This window comes from Pseudomonas cerasi (genome assembly GCF_900074915.1).
Lineage (GTDB): Bacteria > Pseudomonadota > Gammaproteobacteria > Pseudomonadales > Pseudomonadaceae > Aquipseudomonas > Aquipseudomonas cerasi.
The window spans coordinates 4186001-4211297 of the sequence record NZ_LT222319.1 but is presented as its reverse complement, the minus strand read 5'-3'; the positions used below and the strand labels follow the sequence as shown (position 1 = coordinate 4211297).

Annotated in this window: 21 protein-coding genes; 15 read left to right on the top strand and 6 right to left on the bottom strand. The window is 57.3% G+C overall.

Features of this window, described 5'->3' with window-relative positions; genetic code table 11:
• Positions 1-25 precede the first annotated feature (25 nt).
• The 6 genes from PCPL58_RS21065 (at position 26) to PCPL58_RS21040 (ending at position 5927) form a co-directional block, all read left to right on the top strand.
• The gene (locus tag PCPL58_RS21065) at positions 26-463 is read left to right on the top strand and encodes a nucleoside deaminase (protein ID WP_044309772.1); all 438 of its coding nucleotides are present in this window, start codon (positions 26-28) and stop codon (positions 461-463) included.
• Between the two features lie 289 nt (positions 464-752).
• Entirely contained in the window at positions 753-1574 is an 822-nt protein-coding gene (locus PCPL58_RS21060) for an alpha/beta fold hydrolase (RefSeq protein ID WP_065350369.1), read from the top strand.
• Positions 1564-2859 carry a PAS domain-containing sensor histidine kinase gene (locus PCPL58_RS21055; protein ID WP_083188456.1) on the top strand — a complete coding sequence of 432 codons (1296 nt, stop codon included), beginning with the start codon at positions 1564-1566 and terminating at the stop codon, positions 2857-2859. The genes PCPL58_RS21060 and PCPL58_RS21055 overlap by 11 nt, the downstream gene beginning before the upstream one ends.
• Positions 2860-2972: 113 nt before the next feature.
• Positions 2973-4157: a GAF domain-containing sensor histidine kinase gene (locus PCPL58_RS21050; protein WP_065350368.1), complete on the top strand. Its 1185-nt coding sequence runs from the start codon at positions 2973-2975 to the stop codon at positions 4155-4157.
• 230 nt (positions 4158-4387) lie between these two features.
• Complete coding sequence (locus PCPL58_RS21045; RefSeq protein ID WP_003431051.1) at positions 4388-4708, top strand: hypothetical protein; 321 nt, start codon at positions 4388-4390, stop codon at positions 4706-4708.
• 55 nt (positions 4709-4763) lie between these two features.
• On the top strand, positions 4764-5927 hold the full coding sequence (locus PCPL58_RS21040; RefSeq protein WP_003431049.1) for a PQQ-dependent sugar dehydrogenase: 1164 nt from the start codon (positions 4764-4766) through the stop codon (positions 5925-5927).
• Positions 5928-6021: 94 nt separating this feature from the next.
• On the opposite strand, the gene PCPL58_RS21035 is transcribed toward PCPL58_RS21040, so the two are convergent.
• Positions 6022-6330, bottom strand: coding sequence for a PepSY domain-containing protein (locus tag PCPL58_RS21035; protein ID WP_003363351.1), 309 nt, complete (start codon positions 6328-6330; stop codon positions 6022-6024).
• 303 nt (positions 6331-6633) lie between these two features.
• Here PCPL58_RS21035 and PCPL58_RS21030 point away from each other — a divergent pair, with 303 nt between their 5' ends.
• From PCPL58_RS21030 to PCPL58_RS21015, 5 genes are all read left to right on the top strand, one after another.
• On the top strand, positions 6634-8808 hold the full coding sequence (locus tag PCPL58_RS21030) for a TonB-dependent siderophore receptor (RefSeq protein WP_065350367.1): 2175 nt from the start codon (positions 6634-6636) through the stop codon (positions 8806-8808).
• Positions 8809-9983: 1175 nt separating this feature from the next.
• Positions 9984-11300 (top strand): MFS transporter, encoded by a 1317-nt coding sequence (locus tag PCPL58_RS21025; protein ID WP_065350366.1) that lies wholly within the window; start codon positions 9984-9986, stop codon positions 11298-11300.
• 487 nt (positions 11301-11787) lie between these two features.
• Positions 11788-12057 (top strand): helix-turn-helix domain-containing protein, encoded by a 270-nt coding sequence (locus PCPL58_RS29940; RefSeq protein WP_083188455.1) that lies wholly within the window; start codon positions 11788-11790, stop codon positions 12055-12057.
• A gap of 182 nt (positions 12058-12239) precedes the next feature.
• On the top strand, positions 12240-12971 hold the full coding sequence (locus tag PCPL58_RS21020; RefSeq protein WP_065350365.1) for a hypothetical protein: 732 nt from the start codon (positions 12240-12242) through the stop codon (positions 12969-12971).
• Between the two features lie 693 nt (positions 12972-13664).
• Positions 13665-14534 (top strand): hypothetical protein, encoded by an 870-nt coding sequence (locus PCPL58_RS21015; protein WP_044309778.1) that lies wholly within the window; start codon positions 13665-13667, stop codon positions 14532-14534.
• A 4-nt stretch (positions 14535-14538) separates the two neighbouring features.
• Here the strand turns inward: PCPL58_RS21015 and PCPL58_RS21010 are convergent, their stop codons facing one another.
• Together PCPL58_RS21010 and PCPL58_RS21005 are read right to left on the bottom strand one after the other, a co-directional pair.
• Positions 14539-15615 carry a diguanylate cyclase gene (locus tag PCPL58_RS21010; RefSeq protein ID WP_065350364.1) on the bottom strand — a complete coding sequence of 359 codons (1077 nt, stop codon included), beginning with the start codon at positions 15613-15615 and terminating at the stop codon, positions 14539-14541.
• Between the two features lie 297 nt (positions 15616-15912).
• A complete protein-coding gene (locus PCPL58_RS21005) occupies positions 15913-17115 on the bottom strand; it encodes an MFS transporter (protein ID WP_003363337.1) in 1203 nt (400 codons plus the stop codon).
• 110 nt (positions 17116-17225) lie between these two features.
• On the opposite strand from PCPL58_RS21005, the gene PCPL58_RS21000 reads away from it, so the two are divergent.
• Positions 17226-18134: a LysR family transcriptional regulator gene (locus PCPL58_RS21000; protein WP_003434308.1), complete on the top strand. Its 909-nt coding sequence runs from the start codon at positions 17226-17228 to the stop codon at positions 18132-18134.
• Between the two features lie 33 nt (positions 18135-18167).
• On the opposite strand, the gene PCPL58_RS20995 is transcribed toward PCPL58_RS21000, so the two are convergent.
• From PCPL58_RS20995 to PCPL58_RS20985, 3 genes are all read right to left on the bottom strand, one after another.
• Positions 18168-18758 carry a DcrB/PsbP domain-containing protein gene (locus tag PCPL58_RS20995; protein WP_003434309.1) on the bottom strand — a complete coding sequence of 197 codons (591 nt, stop codon included), beginning with the start codon at positions 18756-18758 and terminating at the stop codon, positions 18168-18170.
• Positions 18759-18893: 135 nt separating this feature from the next.
• A complete protein-coding gene (locus tag PCPL58_RS20990; RefSeq protein ID WP_003363329.1) occupies positions 18894-19706 on the bottom strand; it encodes an MlaA family lipoprotein in 813 nt (270 codons plus the stop codon).
• Positions 19699-20997 carry a hypothetical protein gene (locus PCPL58_RS20985; protein ID WP_003363327.1) on the bottom strand — a complete coding sequence of 433 codons (1299 nt, stop codon included), beginning with the start codon at positions 20995-20997 and terminating at the stop codon, positions 19699-19701. Before PCPL58_RS20985 ends, PCPL58_RS20990 begins: the two co-directional genes overlap by 8 nt.
• A 1180-nt stretch (positions 20998-22177) precedes the next feature.
• On the opposite strand from PCPL58_RS20985, the gene PCPL58_RS20980 reads away from it, so the two are divergent.
• The 3 genes from PCPL58_RS20980 to PCPL58_RS20970 all read left to right on the top strand — a co-directional run bounded on the left by PCPL58_RS20980 (position 22178) and on the right by PCPL58_RS20970 (position 25233).
• Complete coding sequence (locus PCPL58_RS20980) at positions 22178-23032, top strand: glycine betaine ABC transporter substrate-binding protein (protein WP_003434310.1); 855 nt, start codon at positions 22178-22180, stop codon at positions 23030-23032.
• Between the two features lie 234 nt (positions 23033-23266).
• On the top strand, positions 23267-23578 hold the full coding sequence (locus PCPL58_RS20975; RefSeq protein ID WP_003314526.1) for a DUF485 domain-containing protein: 312 nt from the start codon (positions 23267-23269) through the stop codon (positions 23576-23578).
• The gene (locus PCPL58_RS20970) at positions 23575-25233 is read left to right on the top strand and encodes a cation acetate symporter (RefSeq protein WP_003363323.1); all 1659 of its coding nucleotides are present in this window, start codon (positions 23575-23577) and stop codon (positions 25231-25233) included. The genes PCPL58_RS20975 and PCPL58_RS20970 overlap by 4 nt, the downstream gene beginning before the upstream one ends.
• Positions 25234-25297: the final 64 nt, after the last annotated feature.

Here is a 25297-nt window from a genome sequence, read left to right as displayed (position 1 = left end):
ATTTTGACGATACGAGGCAAAAAACATGGACGCATTCATGCAGGCAGCATTCGATGAGGCGCAACTCGGGCTGAAGGAGGGCGGAATCCCTATCGGCTCGGTCATCGTCCACGGCGGCAAAATCATCGGTCGAGGCCACAACCGTCGTGTACAAGAGGGCAGTGCGACGAAGCATGGCGAGATGGATGCACTGGAAAATGCCGGTCGCCAGCCGGCCAGTGTCTACCGTGACTCGGTCCTCTACACCACACTGTCGCCCTGTGCGATGTGCAGCGGTGCGATTCTGCTCTACGGCATTCGCAAAGTGATCATCGGCGAGAATGAGTCGTTCATGGGCGAGGAAGACCTGCTGCGCTCGCGTGGCGTGCAGATCGACGTGCTGGATAACCATGATTGCAAGCACATGATGCAGGGCTTCATCGCCAGCAAGCCCGAGCTGTGGAACGAAGACATCGGCGAGTGAATCCCGCGTCTTATCAGCCCCACGCTCCGCGCTCATCGTAAATCTAACTGCTTATCGTGCCAATGCTCGCGTTGGCATGCAGTTCGTGACGCTCTTCGTCGCCTGACACCTCCCTGATACCCTCAACGTTCAGACTTGCTTCAGAATACTGCCCGTCATTAATCTTCTCCGGCTCCTGCCTTAAAGTGCGGTTTGTGCCACTAATGTGCCTTTAACGGTGATAACCTCCTCCCATCTTTATCACGGTATGCATACCCAGCCGTTTACCAGGCCATTTTCGGAGCCCGATATGTCGGTCCAGCAGCGTAACAACGTCAACATTGTGGGCGACGGACCGATCACTCTGATTTTTGCTCATGGATTCGGCTGCGATCAGAACATGTGGCGTTTTATGGCGCCGCACTTTGCAGAGCGCTTCAAGGTCGTGCTGTTCGATCTGGTGGGCAACGGCAATTCGGATGTGTCGGCCTGGTATCCGCACAAGTATTCGTCGCTCAAGGGTTATGCAACCGACTTGCTGCAGGTGGTCAACGAGTTCGCCGCACAGGGGCCGGTTGTGCATGTCGGCCACTCGGTCAGTTGCATGATTGCCGTGCTTGCCGAGCTTCAGTCACCCGGTCGTTTCGACGGCCACATCATGATCGGCCCATCCCCGCATTACCTCAACGAGGCAGATTACGTGGGGGGATTCACTCGCGCCGATGTCGATTCGTTGCTTGAAACACTGGAAAGCAATTATCTGGGATGGTCCAGCACCATCGCGCCGGCGCTCATGGGCGCCTCGGACCAGCCTGAGCTGAGCGAAGAGCTCGCCAACAGTTTCTGTCGCACCAATGCCGAGATCGCCAGACAGTTTGCCCGCGTGACGTTTTTATCCGACCATCGTGCCGATGTCGTGCAACTCAAGAGCAGAACACTCATTCTGCAAAGCAGCGACGATATGGTGGTGCCGGTCGAGGTGGGTGAGTACCTGCACCGTGTCATCGCCAACAGCACCCTGCACATGATCGACAACGTAGGGCATTACCCGCACATGAGCGCAGCACAGGAATGCATTACTGCGATGAATCAGTTTCTGGCCTCTTACGAGAGCGCCGCACATGACCGTTGAACAGGTAAGCCTGCCCGCCACCGAAGAGCTCTATGAACAGGCGCCCTGTGGTTTGTTGATCACGCTGCCCAACGGCACCATCGAGCGCGCCAATCTGACGTTTTGCCGATGGCTGGGGCTGGAGCGCGACGCTGTTGTGGGCCGCCGCTTTCAGGATCTGCTGAGCCTGGCAGGCAAGGCCTTTCTGCAGACTCACTGGGCGCCTACGCTGCAGTCGCAAGGTTCAATTGCCGAGGTTAAGGTCGAGCTGATTCATGCCGATGGCCGCCCCATTCCGATGATGCTCAATGCCGTACGCCGCGAGTACCCGTCGGGGTATCTGCATGAAGTGGCCGTGTTCCTGGCCGAAGAGCGCAGCAAGTACGAGCGCGAACTGCTGGCGGCCCGCAAGATCGCCGAAGAGCTCCTGCAACAGCAGATGACCGTGCAGAGCGAGCTGACTTCGGCGCGCAATCGCTTGCGTCTGGCGCATGCCGAGGCGGAGATCCGGGCTATTTTTGCCGAACAGATGATTGGCATCGTCAGCCACGACCTGCGCAACCCGCTGGCCGCGATCAAGATGGCTGCCGGACTGCTGGAGCGCACATCGCTTGAGTCGCGCCAGGAGCGGATTCTGGGACACATCAATCATTCCACCGACCGTGCCGATCGCATGATTGTCGATCTGCTGGATTTCACTCACGCCCGCGTGGGCAGCGGCATTACCGTCGTTCCTCAGCCTGTCGATTTTCACGCAGTGGTCGCCCGCGGCGTCGAAGAGCTGCGCCAGGTTTTCCCGGATCGGGTGCTGACCCATCGCAGCGAAGGGCAGGGCGCATGTTCGGCTGATCCTGACCGCCTGCTGCAGATGCTCGGCAATCTGGTCAGCAATGCCATCAATTACGGCACCGACGACGGTGAGGTTTTGATTACGTCGTCGTTCGACACCTGGATGATCAAACTGTCGGTGCACAACGTCGGTGAGCCGATACCGATGGAAAAAGTAGACGACCTCTACGAGCCCGTCGTACGCGTGGTCAGCGACAGTGACGAGACCCGTACAGTCGGGCTCGGCCTGTTTATCGACAATCATGCGATCGGCACGGTCGGTGGAATGATTGATGTGTCCCAGAATCCGCTCCTGGCGCGACTCAAGCGATGTGCGCTCCAGCAGTCCGGCAGCCATCTTGTCGTGCGCGAGATCGTTCGAGCCCATCTGGGCGATGTGACGGTTCGTTCTTCGGCTGAAGAGGGCACGACGTTCACGGTGGCGTTTCCGCGTCCCCCGGCGAAATCCGAGGTTTGATCAGGTTTCATGCAGATTGCCGATCAACCCGTGTTATTCACGGGTGCAGAAAAATCGTTACAGTCCTAAACTAGCGTGCTGCGTCATCACATCAAGGCTCATACAGGTTCTACATGCGGCGATCCATTTCAAATGATGTGGCCACGATCAGTCGGATCAGTGCGGTGCCGGCCATCCTGCAGGTCATTGCCGAATCCACAGGGCTGGGGTTCGCCGCCGTGGCACGTGTAACCGAAAATACCTGGACGGCCTGTGCGGTTCTGGACAAGCTCGATTTCGGTTTGAAACCTGGCGGCGAACTGGACGTAAGCAGCACCATCTGCCATGAGATTCGCAACTCCCACAAGGCTGTGGTGATTGATCATGTCGCTGAGGATCCGCTGTTCTGTACGCATGACACTCCACGTCTGTACAACTTTCAGAGCTATATCTCGGTGCCGATCTTTCTCTCCGACGGCTCTTTTTTCGGCACCATCTGCGCGCTGGATCCCAAGCCTGCAAAGCTGACCGGTACGCCCATCGAGGCAATGATGGTGTCGTTCGCACGTCTTCTGGCGCTGCAGATCGAGGCCGAGGAAAATCTGCAACAAGCGCGTGAAGACCTGCTCGCCGAACGTGAGGTGGCTGAGCTGCGCGAGCAGTTTATCGCCGTGCTGGGGCACGACCTGCGCAACCCCCTGTTTGCCATCAATGCCAGTGCCGAATTGCTGTTGCGTCGTCCGCTGGATGAAAAGGCCCTGCAGGTTGTGCAACACATCCTGACCTCTGGCCAGCGTGCTTCGCAGTTGGTCGATGACGTGCTCGATTTTGCCCGAGGCCGCATGGGCCACGGCATTCCTCTCAGTATCCATGAGGCGCACGGCCTGGATAAAACCCTGGAACATGTGATTTCCGAGGTGCAGCGTGTTCATCCGTCGCGGCCGATTCATTCGGACATAGGCGTGCTGGAGCGTATCCGCTGCGATCACGAGCGGATCGCGCAATTGCTCTCCAATCTGGTGTCCAACGCGATCAGTCATGGCGATGCCGAGAGCCCGGTCGAAGTGACGGCAGGTGTGCATGGCGAGCTGTTTGTACTCAGCGTTACCAATCAGGGGGAGCCGATACCTGAATCGGTTCGTGCGCAACTGTTCCTGCCGTACTCAAGACCCATCACCGATGAGCCGCAAGCCGGGCTCGGACTGGGTCTGTACATCGCCAGTGAGATCGCCATTGCTCATGGAGGTACGCTCGAGGTGTGCTCCACGCGTGAGCAGGGCACGGTCTTTACCTTCAGCATGCCGTTAAAGTCTGCGTAAGCATTCTGCGTCAGCCAACGCCTGAGCGCAGGCTGCCCGCCTCCGGAAAACCTCGCGCTGCAGGCCGTCGCGTCGTTCGGTTGCGACAGCCCTGACCATCCTTGTTACAAACTCTTCCATCGCTTTGCTTGCTCATCGGCAGTGTCGCGTCGAACCTGAGGCTCGGGTTGCCATCAAAGGCCTGAGCCTTCACGGTTACTCCGAAGTTTTCACCTTGCCCAGAGGTAGTGATGAACAGTTTTGTGCGCAATCTTGTCGGGGGCGTGCTTGTTGCGTCATGCAGCATCGGCGCAGCCCAGGCGCAGACGCTGCCCAACAGCACCCTCAACAACGGTGCCAGCAGCAACCCGTATAACAGCCCGATCCACCGTGCCAACCCCAACAGTCGCCAGGGCACCGAGTCCAGCGTGCCCCCGTCTCGTGGCCCCAACATCGCGCCGCCGGTGCGCAAGCCTACCCTGGAAAACGGTGGCATCGGCAACGGCTACCCCACGCGCCAGAACACGCCACGTCCTTCTACACCGACAATCGACCCCAAGCGCAACAACTGAATTTTCAACCCGGCGAACCCGTGTGGACGTCGACTCAATGCATAAGGAAACGCTCATGCTTAGAAAAACCCTGATCGCGACATTGTGTACTGCAGCCATTCTGAGCCTGCCATTGACGGCCAGCGCCGCTACGGAAACCTACAAAAGCGAACTGGGCACCGTCACGGTGACGCCTGTTGTCGAAGGTCTGGATCATCCGTGGGCGCTGGCCTTTCTGCCTGACAGGCAAGGCATGCTGGTGACAGAGCGTTCCGGCAACCTGCGCGTGGTGTCGGCAGATGGCAAATTGTCTGCGCCGCTTTCCGGGGTGCCGCAAGTCTGGGCGCAGAAGCAGGGCGGTCTGCTTGATGTCGTGCTGTCACCGGATTTCGCCAAGGACCGCATGGTGTATCTGACCTATTCCGAGGGCAGCGGCAAGACCGCCGCCGAGGGTGATACCGCCGGCACTGCCGCAGGGCGTGGTCGTCTGTCCAAAGACATGACTCGCTTGGAAGACTTCGAAGTTATCTTCCGCCAGGAACCGAAACTGTCGGTGGGTAACCACTTCGGCGCGCGGATGGTCTTCGATCGCGACGGTTACCTGTTCATTGCGCTGGGCGAGAACAATCAGCGCCCCACTGCGCAGGATCTGGACAAGCTGCAGGGCAAGATCGTGCGTATCTATCCGGACGGCAGCGTACCGAAAGACAACCCGTTCGTGGGCCAGAAGGGCGTACGCCCCGAGATATGGTCCTATGGCCATCGCAATCAGCAGGGCGCCGCGCTGGATCCCTGGACCGGGACGTTGTGGACCAACGAGCATGGTCCCAAGGGCGGTGATGAGTTGAATATCATCGAACGTGGCGCGAATTACGGCTGGCCGATCGCGACCCACGGTATCGACTACTCGGGTCAGCCGATTTCGGAGTCCAAGGGCAAGGTTGTCGAAGGAACCAAAATTCCGTTCCAGGTCTGGGAAGTGTCGCCGGGCCTGAGTGGCATGGCGTTCTATGACCACAGCCTTTTCAAGGCATGGGATCACAGTGTATTCATCGGTGCGCTGGCCACTGAGGAGTTGATCAGGCTGCAGTTCGAGAATGACAAGATCGTTCATGAAGAGCGTCTGTTGAAAGACATGAAACAGCGCATACGTGATGTGCGTCAGGGGCCGGACGGTTACTTGTATCTGTTGACCGACGACGATAAGGGAAGCCTGCTGAAAGTCGGCTTGGCTCAGTAATAAACTATTAATCGTTTGAAAAAGAAAATTCCCACAATGTTGTGGGAATTTTCTTATGAGTTGCTTGCGGTGGTAACCCGTTAAAGCCGTCGGATCAATTATCCTTTGCGTCACGTACCACTTCGCCTGTCTTGGCATCGACGTCGTAGTTCCACTCTACACCCTTGGCGTCTTTCAGTTCGATCTGGTAGATCAGGCGGCCGGTGCGGTCTTTTTCCAGCTCGGTATCGCTGACCGTAAAGCCCTGGTGCTTGGCAACAGCGTTCTTGTTGAACTGTTCAAAGTCACCCAGCGCCTGAGACTTGTACAGGCGGATCACTTCATCGGGACCAACGTCAGCCTGGGCGGCACCTGCAACAGCAGTGAGAGCAACAGCGGCGAAAACGGCAGGCATAAGTTTCATGGGGTATTTCCTTTCTGATTGATCTGTCTTGATGTATTCATCACAGGCTGATTGGTTCAGCGGTTTTGTTGAACTCAGATTATCCGCGCTTACTTAATTCACGCTTAATTATTCAAGTGTGCGAAACGTTATGAAGCCGGTCTCGCTCTGCCGATTCGCAAGTAAAGTTTTCCCCTGCACTTCGTTTACAGGCAGAGCGTCACGTAAAGGTTGAAAAAAACCGGCAGTGAACGTAAAAGGTTGGCCCCCTGCCGGAAGGTGCGTCGCGTCTGTCCAGGCATCTGTCCTTTCGGAGTCTGCTCGATGAGAACGCCTTACCGACCTGCCATGCGCCACGCCTGGCGATTGTTACCGTTGGGTATGGCGGTTGCCTCGCCGTTGCTGGCCGCAGAAGTGGTCAGCCTGGATGCGGTCAATGTCACTGGGTTCAGCGAGCCGGAAAGCACCGGCGACTATAAAGCAGAGCGGGCGTCGATCTTCGGCTTGGATCAGGCCTCTCTGCTGGACACGCCGGCCTCGGTGTCGGTGTTCAGCGCTGCGCTGATCGAGGACCGTCAGGCAAAGCTGCTGAGTGAAGTGCTGCGCAACGATGCGTCGGTCGGCGACGGCTATGCACCAGTGGGCTATTACGAAAACTTTGTGGTGCGCGGGTTTTCGTTGAACGCCGCCAACAGTTATCGCATCAACGGCCGCAGCATTGCCGGTGAGCAGAACGTAGCGCTGGAGAACAAGCAGCAGGTCGAGTTGCTCAAAGGGCTCTCCGGCCTGCAGAGCGGTGTGGCCGAGCCCGGTGGCGTCATCAACTATCAGACCAAGCGGGCGCAGGACGTCCGGTCGGTCACGGTCTCGACCAACGAGCACGGTGAACGTTACATCGCCACCGACGTCGGTGGCTGGTTCGGCAGTGAGCAACAGTTTGGCCTGCGCGCCAACCTTGCCCACGAAGACATTCGCTCGTATGTTGAACACGCCGATGGCCAGCGCGATTTCGCCTCGCTGGCGTTCGACTGGAACATCAGCGAGCGCGCGCTGCTGCAACTCGACGTCGAGTACCAGACCAAAGAGCAGCGCTCGGTGCCCGGTTATCAGCTTCTGGGCGGTACTGCGCTGCCTCACGATGCCTCGCCACGTAAACTGCTGGGCTACCAGAACTGGTCCAATCCGGTCGGTATCGACTCGCTGAACATGAACGGACGTTTCGAATATCGATTCAATGACAGCTGGAAGGGCAGTCTCAGCGCTTCACGCAGTCGTGTGGTCATCGATGACTACAGTGCCTTTGCGTGGGGTTGCTACGGCTCGGCCAGTTGCGCAGGGCAAACGGTGCCCAACCACTTCAGTGCCGAGGGTGGTTATGACATCTATGATTTCCGCAGCCCGGACGACACGCGTCGCAACGATGAAGTCGAAGCGGCCATGTCCGGCACATTCACTACCGGATCGCTGGGGCACGAACTGACCTTCGGCAGCAGTGCCTACCGCCGAACGGTCGATACGCGCGGGACCTTCAACGAATTCGTCGGCTCGGGCAATATCAATGAGGCGCCCGAGCAAGTGGCCCCCTCGACTCTGGCGCTTGCGCACACCGAGCGTCGTCTGGATAGCCGCCAGTACGGGCTGTTTGCCACCGACCGGATCAGTTTCAACGAGCACTGGCAAACCGTGCTGGGCGGACGCGGGGTGCGGCTCGATGAACAGGCGTTCAACGAGGACGGCAGCGATGCGCGACACACCGAGCGCTATGTGTTTCTGCCTCAGGCGGCGCTGATCTACAAGCCGGTGGACAACGTTTCGCTCTACACCAGCTACAGCAAGGGCCTGTCGCTGGGCGGGACAGCGGCGTGGTTCACCACCAATGCCAGTGAAATTCTTGCGCCGACCGTATCCCGACAGCTGGAAGCCGGTATCAAGTATGACTGGCAGCGCATGAGCCTGACCGCCGCAGTGTTTCAGGCCCGCCAGGCGTATCAGTACTCCAGGCCCAACGATGACGGCACGTTTACCTATGTGCAGCAAGGCGAGCAGAAAAACACCGGGCTTGAACTGGGGGCGAGTGGCTGGGTGACCGACCGCCTGCAGATATCCGCCAGTGCGGCGGCCATCCGGACGCGCGTTGAAGACAGCGGCACCGAGGCCTATGACGATCATCAGGCCCTCAATGTGCCCAGATACCGTGGCACCCTGCAAGCTGACTACAGCCTGCCGGTGCCCGGGCTCGCCTTACTCGGCGGGATGCAGTACAGCGCCAGCAAGTACGCTGACCGTGAAGGCTCCGTGCAGGTCAATGACTACACACTGTTCAATATCGGCAGCCGTTACAGCACCCGAATCAGCGGCTACGACACGGTCCTGCGCCTGACCGTCGACAACCTCTTCGACAAACGCTACTGGCGTGATGCCGGGGAGTATCTGGGTGACGACTACCTGTTCATGGGCGCACCCAGAACGGCGAGATTGTCGGCCACCGTCAACTTTTAGTAGACGGGCTCTACTGCACGGAGCGTTGGCACGATCGTCGGGACTCTCGTTCCACACGCTCCAGCGTGGGAGTGCAGTTCTCGACGCTTTGCGTCGTCAAGAGGACGCGGAGCGTCCGGAATAGCATGCGACGCAGAGCGCCGCACGATAGGTGATCGTTCCTCACGCTCCAGCGTGGGAGTGCAGTTCACGACGCTCTGCGTCGTCAAGAGGACGCGGAGCGTCCGGAACGACATGCGACGCGGAACGCCGCACGATAGTTGAAGTGCTCGTTCCTCACGCTCCAGCGTGGGAATGCAGTTCTCGACGCTTTGCGTCGTCAAGAGGATGCGGAGCGTCCGGCACGGCATGCGACGCAGAGCGTCGCACGATAGTTGAAGTGCTCGTTCCTCACGCTCCAGCGTGGGAATGCAGGTCTCGACGCTCTGCGTCGTCAAGAGGACGCGGAGCGTCCGGAAAGGCATGCGACGCGGAGTGCCGCACGATAGTTGCGATGATCGTTCCGCACGCTCCAGCGTGGGAATGCAGGTCTCGACGCTCTGCGTCGCCAAGAGGACGCGGAGCGTCCGGAAAGGCATGCGACGCGGAGCGCCGCACGATAGTTGAAGTGATCGTTCCTCACGCTCCAGCGTGGGAGTGCAGTTCTCGACGCTCTGCGTCGTCAAGAGGATGCGGAGCGTCCGGAACGGCATGCGACGCGGAGCGCCGCACGATAGTTGAAGTGATCGTTCCTCACGCTCCAGCGCGGGAATGCAGTTCTCGACGCTCTGCGTCGTCAAGAGGATGCGGAGCGTCCGGAACGGCATGCGACGCGGAGCGCCGCACGATAGTTGAAGTGATCGTTCCTCACGCTCCAGCGTGGGAATGCAGTGCTCGACGCTCTGCGTCGTCAATAGGACGCGGAGCGTCCGGAACGGCATGCGACGCGGAGCGCCGCACGATAGTTGAAGTGATCGTTCCTCACGCTCAAGCGTGGGAATGCAGTTCTCGACGCTCTGCGTCGTCAAGAGAACGCGGAGCGTCCGGCACGGCATGCGACGCAGAGCGTCGCACGATAGTTGCGATCATCGTTCCCGCTACAGGCCTCAGCTTCGTATCAGTGCGCCCGCAAGCTTTGCTATTCTTCGCGCCCTGTGAGCGCCAGGCGCTTTTTTCAGCCATGTTTCGGGGGCGTCATGACGGCCATCGTTCAATCCACTCCGCAACCTTTTACCAAAGGCGACTACAAGACCCTGAGTCTTGCGGCGCTGGGTGGGGCGCTGGAAATCTACGACTTCATCATTTTCGTATTCTTTGCACTGACCCTCAGCCAGCTGTTTTTCCCACCCGACATGCCCGAGTGGCTGCGTCTGCTGCAAAGCTTCGGGATCTTCGTGACCGGCTATCTGGCGCGCCCGCTGGGCGGGATTCTCATGGCGCACTTCGCCGACCGGCTGGGCCGCAAGCGCGTGTTCAGCCTGAGCATTCTGATGATGGCCCTGCCTTGTCTGCTGATCGGCATCATGCCCACCTACGCACAGATCGGTTACTGGGCGCCGCTGGTGCTGCTGGCGCTGCGCATCCTGCAAGGGGCCGCTGTGGGCGGCGAAGTGCCAAGCGCCTGGGTATTCGTGGCAGAACACGCGCCCAAGGGGCACCGCGGCTATGCACTGGGTGTACTACAAGCCGGCCTGACGTTCGGGTACCTGCTGGGTGCACTGACCGCGACATGGCTGGCACGGGTCTTCAGCCCTGGCGAAATCCTCGACTGGGCATGGCGTATTCCGTTCCTGCTCGGTGGCGTATTCGGCGTGGTGGGCGTCTGGTTGCGCCGCTGGTTGAGCGAAACCCCGGTATTTATCGCGATGCATGCCCAGCGTGAACATCTGACAACGCTGCCACTTGGCCAGGTCCTGCGTGAGCACCGCAAATCCTTGCTGCCTGCTGCGCTGCTGACCTTTGTGCTGACCTCCGCAGTGGTGGTATTGGTGGTGATCACCCCGACCGTCATGCAGCAGCGCTTCGGTATCAGCGCCAGCGATACCTTTGCCCTGAGCGCCGTCGGCATCGTGTTTCTCAATATAGGCTGCGTGTTGGCAGGCATGCTGGTCGACCGCATCGGCGCCTGGCGCGGCATCATGTTCTACAGCCTGCTGATGCCGATGGGCATTGGCGTGCTTTACACCAGCCTCATCGAGCAATGGATGCCACTGGGCATCGCCTACGCGATTGCCGGGCTGGCGTGCGGGATTGTCGGTGTGGTGCCGTCGGTGATGGTCGGACTTTTCCCGGCGAACATCCGGGTGTCAGGCATCTCGTTCACTTACAACATCGCCTACGCCTTCTGGGCCAGCACCACGCCATTGATGCTGATTGCCCTGATGCCCTGGAATATCTGGGTATGCGTGCTGTATAGCCTGATCATGGGTGCCACGGGCCTGATGACCGCTGCGGTATTCGGTCTGCGCCGGGGCGTGGTGGTGGATGACCTGGCAAGCGGTAAAGCCGGATAACACTAGGCCGGTTGACACGGCGAATGCCGTTCTCGCAGAGACCGGCGACATCCGCTGCTCACCTCTGCTATGGGGTGAGTAGTCGTTCAAATATGAGCGCAAAGTTCCTGGCACCCGACGCTTTCAATTGTAACAAGTGATTGTAATTCCGTTTCCTCAAGTCTATCTTGCGCCTCTCTATACTGTTTACGTTATTTATATAATGTGCTCTTAGGTCGTGCCTGTGGGAAATGTTTCTTCAGGTGGGTCATTCGCAGTGTCGATAAGTTGGTAGGCGTAATTATTCCGCGTTTCATGTAGGAGCTTTCCTCAATATTTTATTATTAAAGATTTTTCTTACAGCTTTCGGCTGTATTGCAGGACTTTGAAGGTGTATCTCGTGTTTATGCAAAACAAGACTAAATAAAATGATTTCTGTGCCGATTGACTGTTTGGGTCATGGAAGACGAATGTAAGAAACATCCTACAAATTTGCCTATTAGGCAAAATGATGGCAAGGGGAAGTATCATGTGGGTGACAATGAGAGAGCAGGAGGTTCTTGGCCTGTTGTTGCAGGGATGTACGAACAAGGAAATTGCCAGGCAGCTCAGTATCAGTGACTACACCGTTCGCGATCACGTATCTTCGCTGCTAAGAAAGAATCAGGTAAGGACGCGTGCCGAGCTCATGGCCAGGTGCGTATCTCTATTGCTTCCGGGGAGCACTGCCCGACCCCCTACATCTGTCGGATTGCGTAGCGAGCCAGCACATACATAATGTGTCTTGTCGCAACCTGTAACGTGTTAATGCAATGAGCACTGCTGACGTTTTGCGGTGCAATCAATAATACCGTGCTGCTCTGTGACTGCTGTCAGCCACTGTTTCCCGGCTGTCTGCAGAAAGGAATATCCGAAACCTGCTCGCACGACGAACTGTAAACAATAAAAAAGGAGCCACTCATGACTGTTTGTTTTGTTCGGGGCGAGTCAGGTGCCGACACGGCGTTGCGGCTGGATCCGCAGCGGCCTGATTTTAATATGACAACGGACTTCCAGCATCTGACAGCCCGGCAGTCCGCGCTTTCGGTGACGCAACTTGCCGAGCAACAGGCAAAGCTGTCCGGCCCTGTTGGCCTGTTTGCCAAACTCTGTCGGCAGCTTCGTTCGCAGGGGCGTCAGGCACCGTTACTCGAAGAGGTTACCCGACTTGAGGGCCGTAAGCGTCAATGGCTGGCCGAGCGCGCCGTACAATTCGCACTGGGCCTGCACGGCCGTCGGTCAGAAGCCGAGAACCCGTTCAAGGGCCTGGTGCGCGAAGACCTGTGCTGCATCGTATTCGATGAGCCATCGCCGCACACGCTGGTCGAGCGTTATGCCGCCAGCGAAGCGCTGCGAGCTCAGGACAGTGAGTACTTCGTCAAACTCATTGCTACCACGCGCAATACCGTCGAACGGCGAATCGTCTTTCATGGTCTGCTCGAACACTTCGACCGGCTGTTGCCCATCGAGAAGAGCATCTATCCGCTCAACTATCGCGCTGTTCAGCAAGCGTACCTCGATCATGAAGAAGCTCTCTATGGCGCGCTGATAAAGCAGCAGCCCATCGGCACATTGCTTGAGAGGCATACGCCTGAGTGGCTGTTAGATAACCTGTCCTCATTTGAACTTTCCATCGATCAAGCGTATGGCTAATCAGGTCTCGGACGTGGGTATTTATACCAGTCGGTTGATGAGGTTTTACAAGCGGTTCAGGTCTTTTCTAAAAAATATGTTTAATCAGAGTGCGCGTTAGCGCGCTCGGTGAATGATAAAAAATAACGGTTCGTGCAGATGCTTTCAAGCCTGCGGCTTTCGCACAGCCGATGAATTTGATTTATAAATATTGGAGTAATACCCATGAAAAAAATAGCACCCTTGCTTGTGTTGTTAGTGTCGGCTGCCAGCCAGGCCGGCGATTATTCTGTTACGACTACCCGAACGCCGACGTTTATCAATGGGCCTGGTCACAGTGCGTTTTCCCGACACCAATTGAGATTGGCTGATTACCCCCGCGGCGCGGCGAATAACTCTCGGTTGCAAAAGATTTCCTGGACCGCGACTACTTTTCCGGAAAGCGTGAACGAACGCGCAAATCTTTGTTTTAGGAGAGGCGGTGTACATGATTCTGATTGTATCTCTATAACGCCAGGCGTGCCTGGCAGTACTGAGAGGTTCAACAGTCTTGGTTTTAGCTATGCCTCCGACGTCATGATTAGGCACAGCGCTGAAAGTGGACCTTGGCAAAGCAAGCCTGCCGGGCCAGAAACAGTCACCTTTCATTTAACGTATTGATTGTTAATCCCTGGCGAGAACCGCCAGGGATCTTTCGGGGCAGGAGCCAACGTCATGCGAGTCATAAGTTCCGGAGCAGATGCACTGATAGCCGCGCAACAACTTGACGATAAAAGAGCGGCAAAAAACATGCCCTCAATTGCCAATTCCCCCCTCCGATCAACCTCTCCAGACTCTGCGGTGACCATCAGCGGCCAGGCCCTCCTGAAACACAGGGTATTTGGGGGCGCGGACTCTGCTCGTTCTGCGCCCATGCTGGGAAAAGCCGAATGTGGAATGTCCATGCCTGAGGCGTTTTTTTTAACCCGGGATGATCGCAGGCTGCTGGGTGATGTTTACGAGTGGGCGAGCGCTCAGGGAGCTGATCTAGGCTATGTTGATGATCTGGCTTTTGGACTGGCCTCGTACAGAGAGAAAGATGATGGAAGAATATGGGGCCGCCAGAACCAGGGCAAAACATATGACATGGAAGGCCACAAGGTGTTCTACAGTTTTACCGAGTCGCACGCGGCCACCGCCAAGCGTATTACCGAAAGCGATGGGTTAAAAACAACGCGGCTGGATCAGGGGTTTGTTCGCTTCATCACTGACAAGGACTACGGGTCCATCGGTCACAATAATTTTGATTTCATGGAAAAAGTCATCAACAGGTTTTCAACGGCAGGGGAAAGGGACGAGCAACTGGGGACAGATTTCACTACTTACAAAAGCCAGAAGAGTGACTACGTAAGGACGCTGTCCAAGGAAAAATACACGCCTGGCGAAGGCGACTCTCGAGAAACGGCCGCCGTAAAAAAATCCACCAAACCCAAGGAAATAACTCTGGAAAGCCTGCGTGCCGATATGCGCGAGGCGTTCTTCAAGGCGATGGGGGTCAAGAGTTTCTCATCCCTGTTCGACATGCTGTTCAAGCACAAGCGTTGACGGATCAGGCCTGTGCGCCAAGCGACTGGTGGTCTGACGGCGCATCCTGAGGGCTGACTACGCGGTTGCGACCGGTGCTTTTAGCCAGATACAGGGCTTTGTCTGCTTCATGCAGCCACGAGGAGGCATCCGGCATTTCAGGGGAGTAGGCGGCAATGCCGATACTGAGGCTGACCTTGAGATCGCAATGCAGGGTATAGGTCATTTCATCTATCGCCAGGCGCAGGCGCTCAAGGATTTCCTTTGCCTGAAACAAGCTGGTATCGGGCAGAATGACGCAGAATTCATCGCCGCCACAACGCCCGATCAAGTCGGAGTCGCGCAGGTTTTCTATCAGTGCTTCGCTGATACTCTGCAGCACCGTGTCGCCCATCAGGTGGCCATAAGTGTCGTTGATGACCTTGAAGTGATCGATATCGATCAGCGCGATGACGCACTCCTGATACGCGCCTTGGTTACTGGCGTACTTCAGGTCAAGCAGGTCCTTCCATGCGCCATGATTGAGCAGGCCGGTGAGGCTGTCTGTGCGGCTTACCTTGCGCAGGATGTTGCGGTGTTCCCACAGCTTGAGGGTGACCTGATGGCTCAGCCAGCCAATGAAAATGGGGTAGATCACCAGTACAGGAAGACAGGCATAGATCTGCGCCATGTTGCCGTGCAGATTGACCACAGGGTTGAGCGCGGCCAGTGAAATCAGCACGCCCAGTGCCTGTGCGCACAAGCCCTGGAGCATCAGGCGTGGCCCGGCGGCGGCCATGTTATGCATGGCCATCATGGCAAGGACGGTGACCCCGGGAACCGCACTGAAACCCATCGCACCCACCCAGAAACCGCCCAACAGCGAATCGAATAGCAAATTGCGCCATTCGGCTTCATAGGGCTCGCGCGACTTTCTTGCAATCTGGTAGGCAACATGCGGCCATACCAGAGCGTTGAACAGCGCCAACAACCACAGCCAGTGTGCAGCATTCACGTAATATAAAGACACAGCAACCGTCACAAAACCAACGCTTACACCGAGTGATCTCGGGGCGTAGATCCGCTTGGCGAATGCCATCCCTTTGCGGTGATAGGTGCTCATAGGTGCTTACCGGACATTACTTTTGAATCGGTCAGAAACCGCCACCACCTGACCGAAAGGCTGGAGTTTGAGCGTTCGCTAGTGTCAAGGGAAGTGTATTTTGCCTGGAGGTATCAAATAGCTACATGGTGAGGAAAGATCACTGTTTAAAAGTCAATTAAATGACAGGAACAGTGCTAAAGCCTGTTCAAAAATATGACGATATATAATTCAACACACGGTAAATAACCGGGGCAGGGTGTCTGGGTGTTTGCAGACACACTGCCCGGCGAGTTCAATAAAGCGACAGTCAGGCGGTTATAACGGTGCCTTGTTTTTCTGAATGCTGGTCATCCATGCGACGGCAATGGACAGCAGCGCAACAACAGCGGCGACATACCCTACGGCACCCAGGCCCAGATGCTCGATGGTAAGGCCTCCGATGATCGAGCCCAGGCCGATGCCGGCATTGGCGGCCGAGACATTCAGGGTCCCTGCCAGTGCCTGGGCCTGAGGCGCTGCTTTCATCACCCTGATCTGGCAGATCGGAAACAGCGCCGTATGCGCGATGCCCCAAATCACCAGTACCACGGCCAGCAGCGGCATGGAGCCTGCGGCGGGTACGCTTGCGGTCATGCCCAATGCGAGCAGCAGCGCAAAGGCCATGGTCGAGCCGAGGGGGCTGCGGTCCACATAACGTCCCCCCAGTGCATTACCGATCAGGCCGACCGCGCCGAAGCCCATCAACCACCATCCCACTTGAGCCGATTCGATGCCTGCGATGCGTTCCAGCGTGTCAGCCAGGTAGGTATAGGCACCGAACATGGCCGTGAACAGCAGGATGGACAGCAGCAGGTTGGAGAGGAAAAACGGATCCCGGAGAATTTTTGCCTGCTCGGCGAGGCCGACCTTTGCAGTAGGTTCGATACGGGGCATCGACAGTGCCAGCAACAGGGCCATCAACGCTGATAGCAGCGTCAGCGCCCAGAATGCGCCGCGCCAGCCCACGGCATCGGCAAATACTGTACCCAGCGGAATACCGAACAGCATGGCAGCCGAGATGCCGAGGTACACCTGCGCAACGGCCTTGCCGGCGCGCTTGGGTCCGGCCAGCAGACTTGCCGTTTCACTGGCCGTGCCCCAGAACACCGGCAAGGCCAATGCCGGAATGAACCGCGCCAGCGCCAGCACCCAGATGTTGCTCGACACCGCCGCCAGTGCGTTGGAGGCGGCGAAGATCAGCAGAATGACGATGAACGTGCGCTTGCGGTCCAGGTGCGAAAGCATGGCCGTCAGCGGTGGGCCAAAGAGCATCACCGTGAAGGCGAACAGCGTCACCAGCAAACCGGCAGTTGATATGGAAATTCCCAGATCGCGGGCCATTGAAGGCAGCAGACCGATAATGAGAAATTCTGTGGTGACGATCACAAAGCCGGCCAAGGCCAGAATCGCGATGGACAAACCGGCACCGGTCGAGCTTTCGCTGCGGGTGCCGGCAGCAGTGGTTTCCAGAGAAGGCATGGTACAGACCCCGTAAAAAATAAGTCCGCCAGCTTATTGCAGAAAAGAATTCCTATCTTTGGTAAATTTTCCCTGCATTATGGATTGAATTTCACTAATCGAGGTTTCATGTGCTGTCGACTGACCGCCTCAAAGGTATCGAAACGTTCGTTGCCGTTGCCAACGCGGGAAGCTTTACCGCAGCCGCTGAACGCTTGAACCTGACCAATTCTGCGGTCAGTAAAAGTGTGGCGCGCCTGGAAAGCCGTCTCGGTATGCGCCTGTTCGAGCGGACTACTCGCAGTCTGGCGCTGACGGAGGAGGGCGCGGCCTATCACACCGTGTGCGTGCGGATGCTTGCCGACCTGGAGGCTGCTGAAACTGCGCTGGCGGCTCAACGCACAGAGCCCGCCGGACAATTGCGCATCGATCTGCCTGCGACCTTCGGCCGTTTGCATGCGCTGCCGTTGATTCTTGCCTTCACCGGGCAGCATCACAAGTTGCGCCCGCGAATAACCTTCACCGACCGTTTCGTCGATATCCTTGAAGAGGGCATCGACCTGGCCGTGCGTATCGGTGGTCCACGGGTCTGGCCCGCAGGCGTCGCGCACCGGTATCTGGGCACCGAGCGGGTGATCTTCTGCGCTGCACCGGCGTATCTGCAGCGTCACGGCACCCCGCATACGTTCGAGGACCTGGCCAGTCATGCCTGCATTCTGTTTGGCCGTGGCGATGGCAGTACCAGCCCCTGGCTATTTGTCGATGAGCAGGGGCAGCGGGAGGCACGCGCTGTAGAAGCACGACTGGTTATCGGCAACGCAGAGGCCCAAGTGGCAGCGGTGACGTCGGCATGGGGAATTGCCCAGCTGGCAACCTGGTTGATCAGGGAGCAGCTGCAGCGCGGCGAATTGGTGGAGATCCTCCCGCAACTGGCCACCGATGGCCTGGCCTTGCACCTGGCCTGGCCGCGTAACCGCGAGTCCCTGCCCAAGGTGCAGGTGCTGGTCGAGCGGTTGTCAGAGGCGTTGCGGGTGGACTGAGTCGTATCGGACCGGCTGACCGGTCCGCGCAGATCACTGGCCGATGACAGTCTTCACCAGCGCAGCATGCTCTTTCGGATTCTTTGCATTGGAGACCACGTTCAGCACCGCTGCGCGGGTACCCGATGCTGCGACGATCGATGTGCTCAGCACCTGGGCGTCGCTCATGGTCGCTGAGGTGTCCAGCTGGCGCACACCAAGACCGTTCTTCTTGACGATCTTCTTGTCACCCAGTTTTTTGAAGTCCTTGTAGCCGGTACTCTGCTGGGCAAGGATGCCGGTGACCAGTCCATCAAGTACTACACCGTCGTTATCGCTGGCCTGCACGCCCATTGGCATCGGCGTTTCGGTAACGATCAACACGCGCTTTTCAGCCGCATTGGTGTACAGCGACCCCGTCACACCCTGGGCCTTGGCTTTTGCGTCAATCTCGGGCATCTCGCCCTGTACGTAGCCCGCAGGAATGGTGAAGGTCAGTTTGCCGCCCAGCAGTGAAGCGTTTTGCACCGCAGCAGCGGTGGGCGCAGCAGCCTGCGGCTTGGTGGCAGCCTGAACGCTGACCATGCTTTGACATGCTGCCAGTGCGACACACACAGCCATTGCCTTGAAACCGAAAGAACGCATGGAAATTCCTTTTTTGTCTGTTAATGACACAGGCGTTTGCGCCTGAGGCATGTGAGTGACCGGGCAGGTAAAAGTGCCCATAAAAAAACGACCAGTCCGATCACTCAGGCTGGCCGTCGTTTTGCTGCGTTACGCTTATTCGGCGATTTGCAGTTTGCGCGACTCGGTGTAGACGTAACGCACTTTTTCATACTCGAACGGCGAGTTGAGCTGGCCGTAACGGAAGCTGGTGACGTAACGGCGATCAATGGCGCGCAACACGGTGATTTCCGGATGGTCGTTGCTGACTTCGGCCACGTTCAGGAAGTTGATCTGGTTTTCAGCCGTGTAGTCGAACAGCATGCCACCAGTGTCACGCAGGTTCGATGGACCGAACAATGGCAACACCAGATAAGGCCCTGCAGGCACACCGTAGAAGCCCAGCGTCTGGCCGAAGTCTTCGCTCTGACGCGGCAGGCCCATCATGGTTGCCGGGTCCCACAGACCGGCGATGCCGATGGTGGTGTTGAGCAGCAGACGGCCAGTGGTGTCCAGCGAGCGCTCGCCCTTGAACTGCAGCAGGCTGTTCAGCAGGTTGGAGACATCGCCCAGGTTGCTGAAAAAGTTGCTCACACCGCTGCGCACGAAGCCAGGGGTGATGTAGCGGTAGCCGTCCACGACCGGTAGGAATACCCATTCATCGAAACGGTAGTTGAAGTGGTAAACCCGGCGGTTCCAGGATTCCAGCGGATCATAGACTTCCAGTGCGTTGATGGAGGCGCGCTCGAACTCACGCTGATCCAGCCCCGGGTTGAATTGCAACGACTTCAGCGGCTGGGTGAAACCGTCAGCATCGGTCTGACGGGCCACAGTGGCCGGGTGCTGAGCCTTGTTGCTGGTATCCGCGTCAGCGGCCTGGACTGTGCCGGCACAGAGCAGAGCGGCAAGAAGTAAAAGACGTTTAGCCACGGAAAAACTCCAGCATGGCGTCGGTGTTGACGCGGTAATTAAGGTTGCCGCAATGCCCGCCGTACGGGTAAACGGTCAGGCGATCGCCAAAGGTCTTGCGCAGGAAGCCGAGGTCACCCGAGCCCAGAATCACGTCGTCGGCGTTGTGCATGACGGCAATCTTGGTGTTGCTGTGCAGGTAATCCTTGAGGGCGTAGAGGCTGACCTGGTCGACCAGTTGCAGAAGGCTACCGCCGTCGGTGCGTGCGCGCCACATCGGGATGACCTGTTCGGTCAGGTAGCAATCGAAGTCGCACTGCAGGGCACGCTTGAGGAATGGCGTCAGACTGGTGCCTTCGGTGATCGGGAATTTCGGTGGCGTGATCAGACCGCGACGGTTGATCAGGTCGGAGGTGAACGCGATATCCGCTGACGAGAAGCGGAACGAGGTACCGATCAGCATCGCCATCTGTTCATTGGTCAGGTGCTGTTTGGACTGCTGGAAGTCGAACAGCAGTGCATCGTTGAGGTCGATGTAGCCCTTCTGGCGGAAGTAGCGAGTCAGCTTGGCCAGCACCAGTTCATAGAACGTAGTGGTGTTGTTGATGCCCTTGACGTTGGTTTGCACCAGTTTGTCGAGGTTGCTGATCGAGGTGTAGAGATTGACCGGCGGGTTGAGCAGCAGGACTTTCTTGAAGTTGAAGCTGCGACGGGTTTCGTCCAGCTTGCTGACGAATGCAGCATTCAGTGCGCCGAGGCTGTAACCGGTCAGGTAATAGTCGGTTACCGGCAGTTGCGCCTGCTGAGCCCGAATGGCCTGCATGACGCGATAAATGTCTTCTGCGTCGTCGGTGGAGACGCCGGGAGTCGCAAAGCGCGAGGCCGAGCTCATGAAGTCATAGCTGGTGGGCGAAGACAGCTGCACGACGTGGTAGCCCGCGCCGTAATAGAGCTTTTTCAGGAATTCATTGATGGTGCTGTTATACGGCGCGCCGGTGCCGGCGATCAGGAAGATCAGCGGGGCAGCGTGGTCCTGTTTGGCCAGGCGATAGTGCAACTTTTTCACTGCCCAGAAGTTGTCGGGCAGGGTGAACTCGCGCTCGGGATGCAGGTTCAGGGTGTAGACATCCTGATCGATATCTTCATCGTCAGGCAGGTCGGGGCGCAGATCGGGCGGTGTGGTCGCAATGGTCGCTTCAAACGGATTAGTCAGCGGGTAGCCATAGGTGGCGGAGTCGACATTGGTTGCCAGAGCGGACGCACTTAAACACAAGCCACCTATAACGGTGGCGAGGCGCAGAAAACGGAGCATGACTAAATCCCTTGGGAAAGAAGTGCTGATGAGATACGCAGGCTATGACCAAGGTGTAGTGCCAAAGTGCCCCATCCACCGGTTAACCCTGTAAATATGACGGAACAATACACGTTCTTTGGATTTTGCAATGCAGATATGCGGTTTATTTTTGCATGGCTAGTGTATTTGCTGCCCCGGCGCGACGTTTACACGGGCTGGGAAAGGTAGGCAGGCCCTGGCCTGGCGGCGAATTTTCCGGCTTGCGGAAAGCACAAAGGAGAGCCGTAGCTCTCCTCCAATGTGGTTCACGTGCTCTTTTTATTGTTATAGGGCGGCCTGTTATTGTTGTTGGCGGCCAGTCCCTTTACAGCGTTGTTGTGCGACCCCCATCCGGGGTCAAGAGCAAACGTATTTTTTTGAGCGCTGATTCGCTTTAATCACCTGTCTGCACAACGGGTTGATCCCACCGGTTCTGGAGCTACCTGACGGTAGTTTTATTGTTCTCGGTCCGGTCGCGAGGCCTTCCATTGAAAGGTCCCTGTAAAGCGGGTCCACTCCAAAAAAATCTGTTAGCTGCGCCTCTGTCCGTTTTGTTCTTGTTGTGTCAGAGCCGTTACGTCTTATTTTTATTGGTTTGCTGCATCATTTCTTGTTTTTGTTGTACCAGAGATATAGCAGGATCCGTGCCAGTTTTTGAAATTCCTTTTAAATCAGTTATTTATGAATTCTGATGGTTGTCAGTTAGTCATAGAGCCGGAAAAAATGTTTCCGTGTTACCCGTTCACGGTGGTGACCGTAAACCTGCGGTAACACATCATGTTTCCTTCGCAGTATGAGCCGGAATGGTGCGCCGCAAGTCTCTGTCGTCTATACGACGATGGTATGGGGTCCGGCGCTCGCCATTGGACACAACGGTGCGTCTCCTGCCGTTGATGGCTGGATCAAGGCGTTTTTCGCTGTGCGTTGTCGTTGATGGCTCGATGTTGTCGTTTCCCATTGCCCCGGTGTCGCAGACAGAGCATGCCCGCCTGTCCGGCAGGTCGATGATCAGTGTGGCGTTGTAGTGCGTTTGATTGCGCGCGGCAGCGATAAAAACGTGCAAGGCGCCGCGTGCCCCAAGGTCGGGCGCGGGGCGGTCTGGAGAACAACGTTAACCATGCCCCGACACCCGTCGGTGCAGACTTCCGGGGAAGCGACAATGATGATGCGAAAAATACTGGGGGCGGGTGCCGCTCTGGTACTTGCGGTCAGCTCCACGCTGGCGGTTGCTGAAACCAAGACCCTGACCATCGGCTATGTGGAAGGCTGGTCCGACAGTGTCGCCACCACCTTCGTGGCCTCCGAAGTGATCAAGCAAAAGCTTGGTTATGACGTCAAGTTGCAGTCTGTCGCTGCAGGGATCATGTGGCAGGCGGTGGCCACCGACAAGCTCGACCTGATGCTGTCTGCGTGGCTTCCAGGCACGCATGGCGAGTACTACGCCAAGTACAAGGACCAGGTCGTCAACTATGGCCCCAACTTCAAGGACGCCAAGATTGGCCTGATCGTGCCTGAATACGTGAAGGCCAAAACCATCGAAGACCTGAAGACCGATGCTTCCTTCAACAAGAAGATCACCGGGATCGATGCGGGCTCGGGCGTGATGCTCAAGACCGATCAGGCTATCAAGGACTATGGTCTGGACGGCTATAAACTGCAGGCGAGCTCCGGCGCAGGCATGATTGCCGAGCTGACCCGCGCCGAGAAGGCGAAGAAATCCATCGTCGTCACCGGCTGGGTGCCGCACTGGATGTTCGCCAAATGGAAGCTGCGTTTCCTCGACGACCCGAAAGGTGTCTACGGTGAAGCTGAAACCGTAGACAACGTTGGCAGCCTTGGGCTGGAGAAAAAAGCCCCTGAGGTCGTGGCCTTCCTGAAAAAATTCCAGTGGGCATCCAAGGATGAAATCGGTGAGGTGATGCTGGCGATTCAGGACGGTGCCAAACCTGAAGCTGCAGCCAAGGACTGGGTAGCCAAGCACCCGGACCGTGTTGCTGCATGGACTGCCAAATAGTCTCAAAGTGTCTGAACAGCCGTTCTCGAGGCCGTCTGGTGTTATCGCCAGACGGCCTTTTGTTTTCCTGCCCGGGAGTGTTTTCGGTGCGACCGACTGCCGGTGGGTCCAGGCCGTGCGAGAAGAGGTATCTGCAGCTAATGTCGTTCTAATACTAAGGTCGTCTGGAGTGCGCGCCGGACCCGACTAAAGTGCATTACGTGACATCTCATCTGTGCTGCGAGGACAAAAACAATGAACGACAGCATTTACCTCTCGATTCAAAACAGCCCGCGTTTCAAGGAGCTGGTATCCAAAAGAGAGCGGTTCGCCTGGATTCTCTCGGCGATCATGCTTGGCCTGTATGCGGCCTTTATTCTTTTGATTGCTTACGGACCCCATATTCTGGGGGCCAAACTGAGTCCCACTTCGACCATTACCTGGGGAATGCCGATAGGCGTAGGGCTGATCCTTTCCGCGTTTATATTGACCGCCATCTATGTTCGCCGTGCCAACGGTGAATTCGATGACCTGAATAACGCGATCCTGAAGGAGGCTCAGCAATGATCCGGCGCCTATCAGCAGCACTTGGCCTGGCCGCGTTCGCGCCGACCCTCTGGGCGGCAGACGCGTTGACGGGTGCAGTGCAGAAGCAACCCCTGAACGTCGCCGCGATCGTCATGTTCGTGGTCTTCGTAGCCTTCACGCTGTACATCACCTACTGGGCGTCGAAAAAGAACAAGACCGCGTCGGACTATTACTCGGCAGGTGGCAAGATCACCGGTTTCCAGAACGGGCTGGCGATTGCCGGTGACTACATGTCGGCAGCCTCCTTTCTGGGGATTTCCGCACTGGTCTACACCTCCGGCTACGATGGCCTGATCTACTCGATCGGCTTCCTGGTGGGCTGGCCGATCATCCTGTTCCTGATCGCCGAACGCTTGCGTAACCTGGGTAAATACACCTTTGCCGACGTGGCCTCGTACCGCCTCAAGCAAAAGGAAATTCGTACCCTGTCTGCCTGCGGCTCGCTGGTGGTGGTGGCGTTTTACCTGATTGCGCAAATGGTCGGTGCCGGCAAGCTGATCCAGCTGCTGTTCGGTCTGGACTACGCCGTTGCGGTGGTGTTGGTCGGGATCCTGATGTGCCTCTATGTGCTGTTCGGCGGCATGCTCGCCACGACCTGGGTGCAGATCATCAAGGCGGTGATGTTGCTGTCAGGTGCTTCGTTCATGGCACTGATGGTCATGAAGCACGTCAACTTCGACTTCAACATGCTGTTCTCCGAAGCGATCAAGGTTCACCCCAAAGGTGAGGCGATCATGAGCCCTGGCGGGCTGGTGAAAGACCCGATCTCGGCGTTCTCGCTGGGTCTGGCCCTGATGTTCGGTACCGCAGGCCTGCCACACATCCTGATGCGCTTCTTCACCGTGAGCGATGCCAAGGAAGCCCGCAAGTCAGTGCTCTACGCAACCGGCTTTATTGGCTACTTCTACATCCTGACCTTCATCATCGGTTTCGGCGCGATCCTGCTGGTCAGCACCAATCCGGCGTTCAAGGATGCAGCGGGCGCCTTGCTGGGCGGTAACAACATGGCAGCGGTTCACCTGGCCGATGCGGTCGGTGGCAGTCTGTTCCTGGGCTTCATCTCGGCAGTAGCCTTCGCCACCATTCTGGCAGTGGTTGCCGGTCTGACTCTGGCGGGTGCTTCGGCGGTTTCCCACGACCTGTATGCCAGCGTCATCAAGGCAGGCAAAGCCAACGAGAAGGACGAGATCCGTATCTCGAAAATTACCACCATCGCTTTGGCGGTCGTGGCGATCTTTCTGGGTATTGCCTTTGAAAGCCAGAACATCGCCTTCATGGTGGGCCTGGCGTTCTCGGTCGCGGCAAGCTGCAACTTCCCGATCCTGTTGCTTTCCATGTACTGGAAAAACCTGACCACCCGTGGCGCCATGATCGGCGGCTGGATGGGCCTGATCAGTGCAGTGGTGCTGATGGTGCTGGGTCCGACCATCTGGGTGCAGATCCTGCATCACGAGAAAGCCATTTTCCCTTACGAATACCCGGCGCTGTTCTCCATCGCCATCGCCTTCGTAGGTATCTGGTTCTTCTCCATCACCGACAAGTCGAAAGCGGCAGAGGGCGAGCGCGCGCTGTTCTTCCCGCAATTCGTCCGCTCGCAGACGGGGCTGGGTGCCAGTGGTGCGGTTTCGCACTAAGTTCAGGTTGTTGTGAACGAAGCAGCCTTCGGGCTGCTTTTTCATGGCCGATAAAAAAACCCGC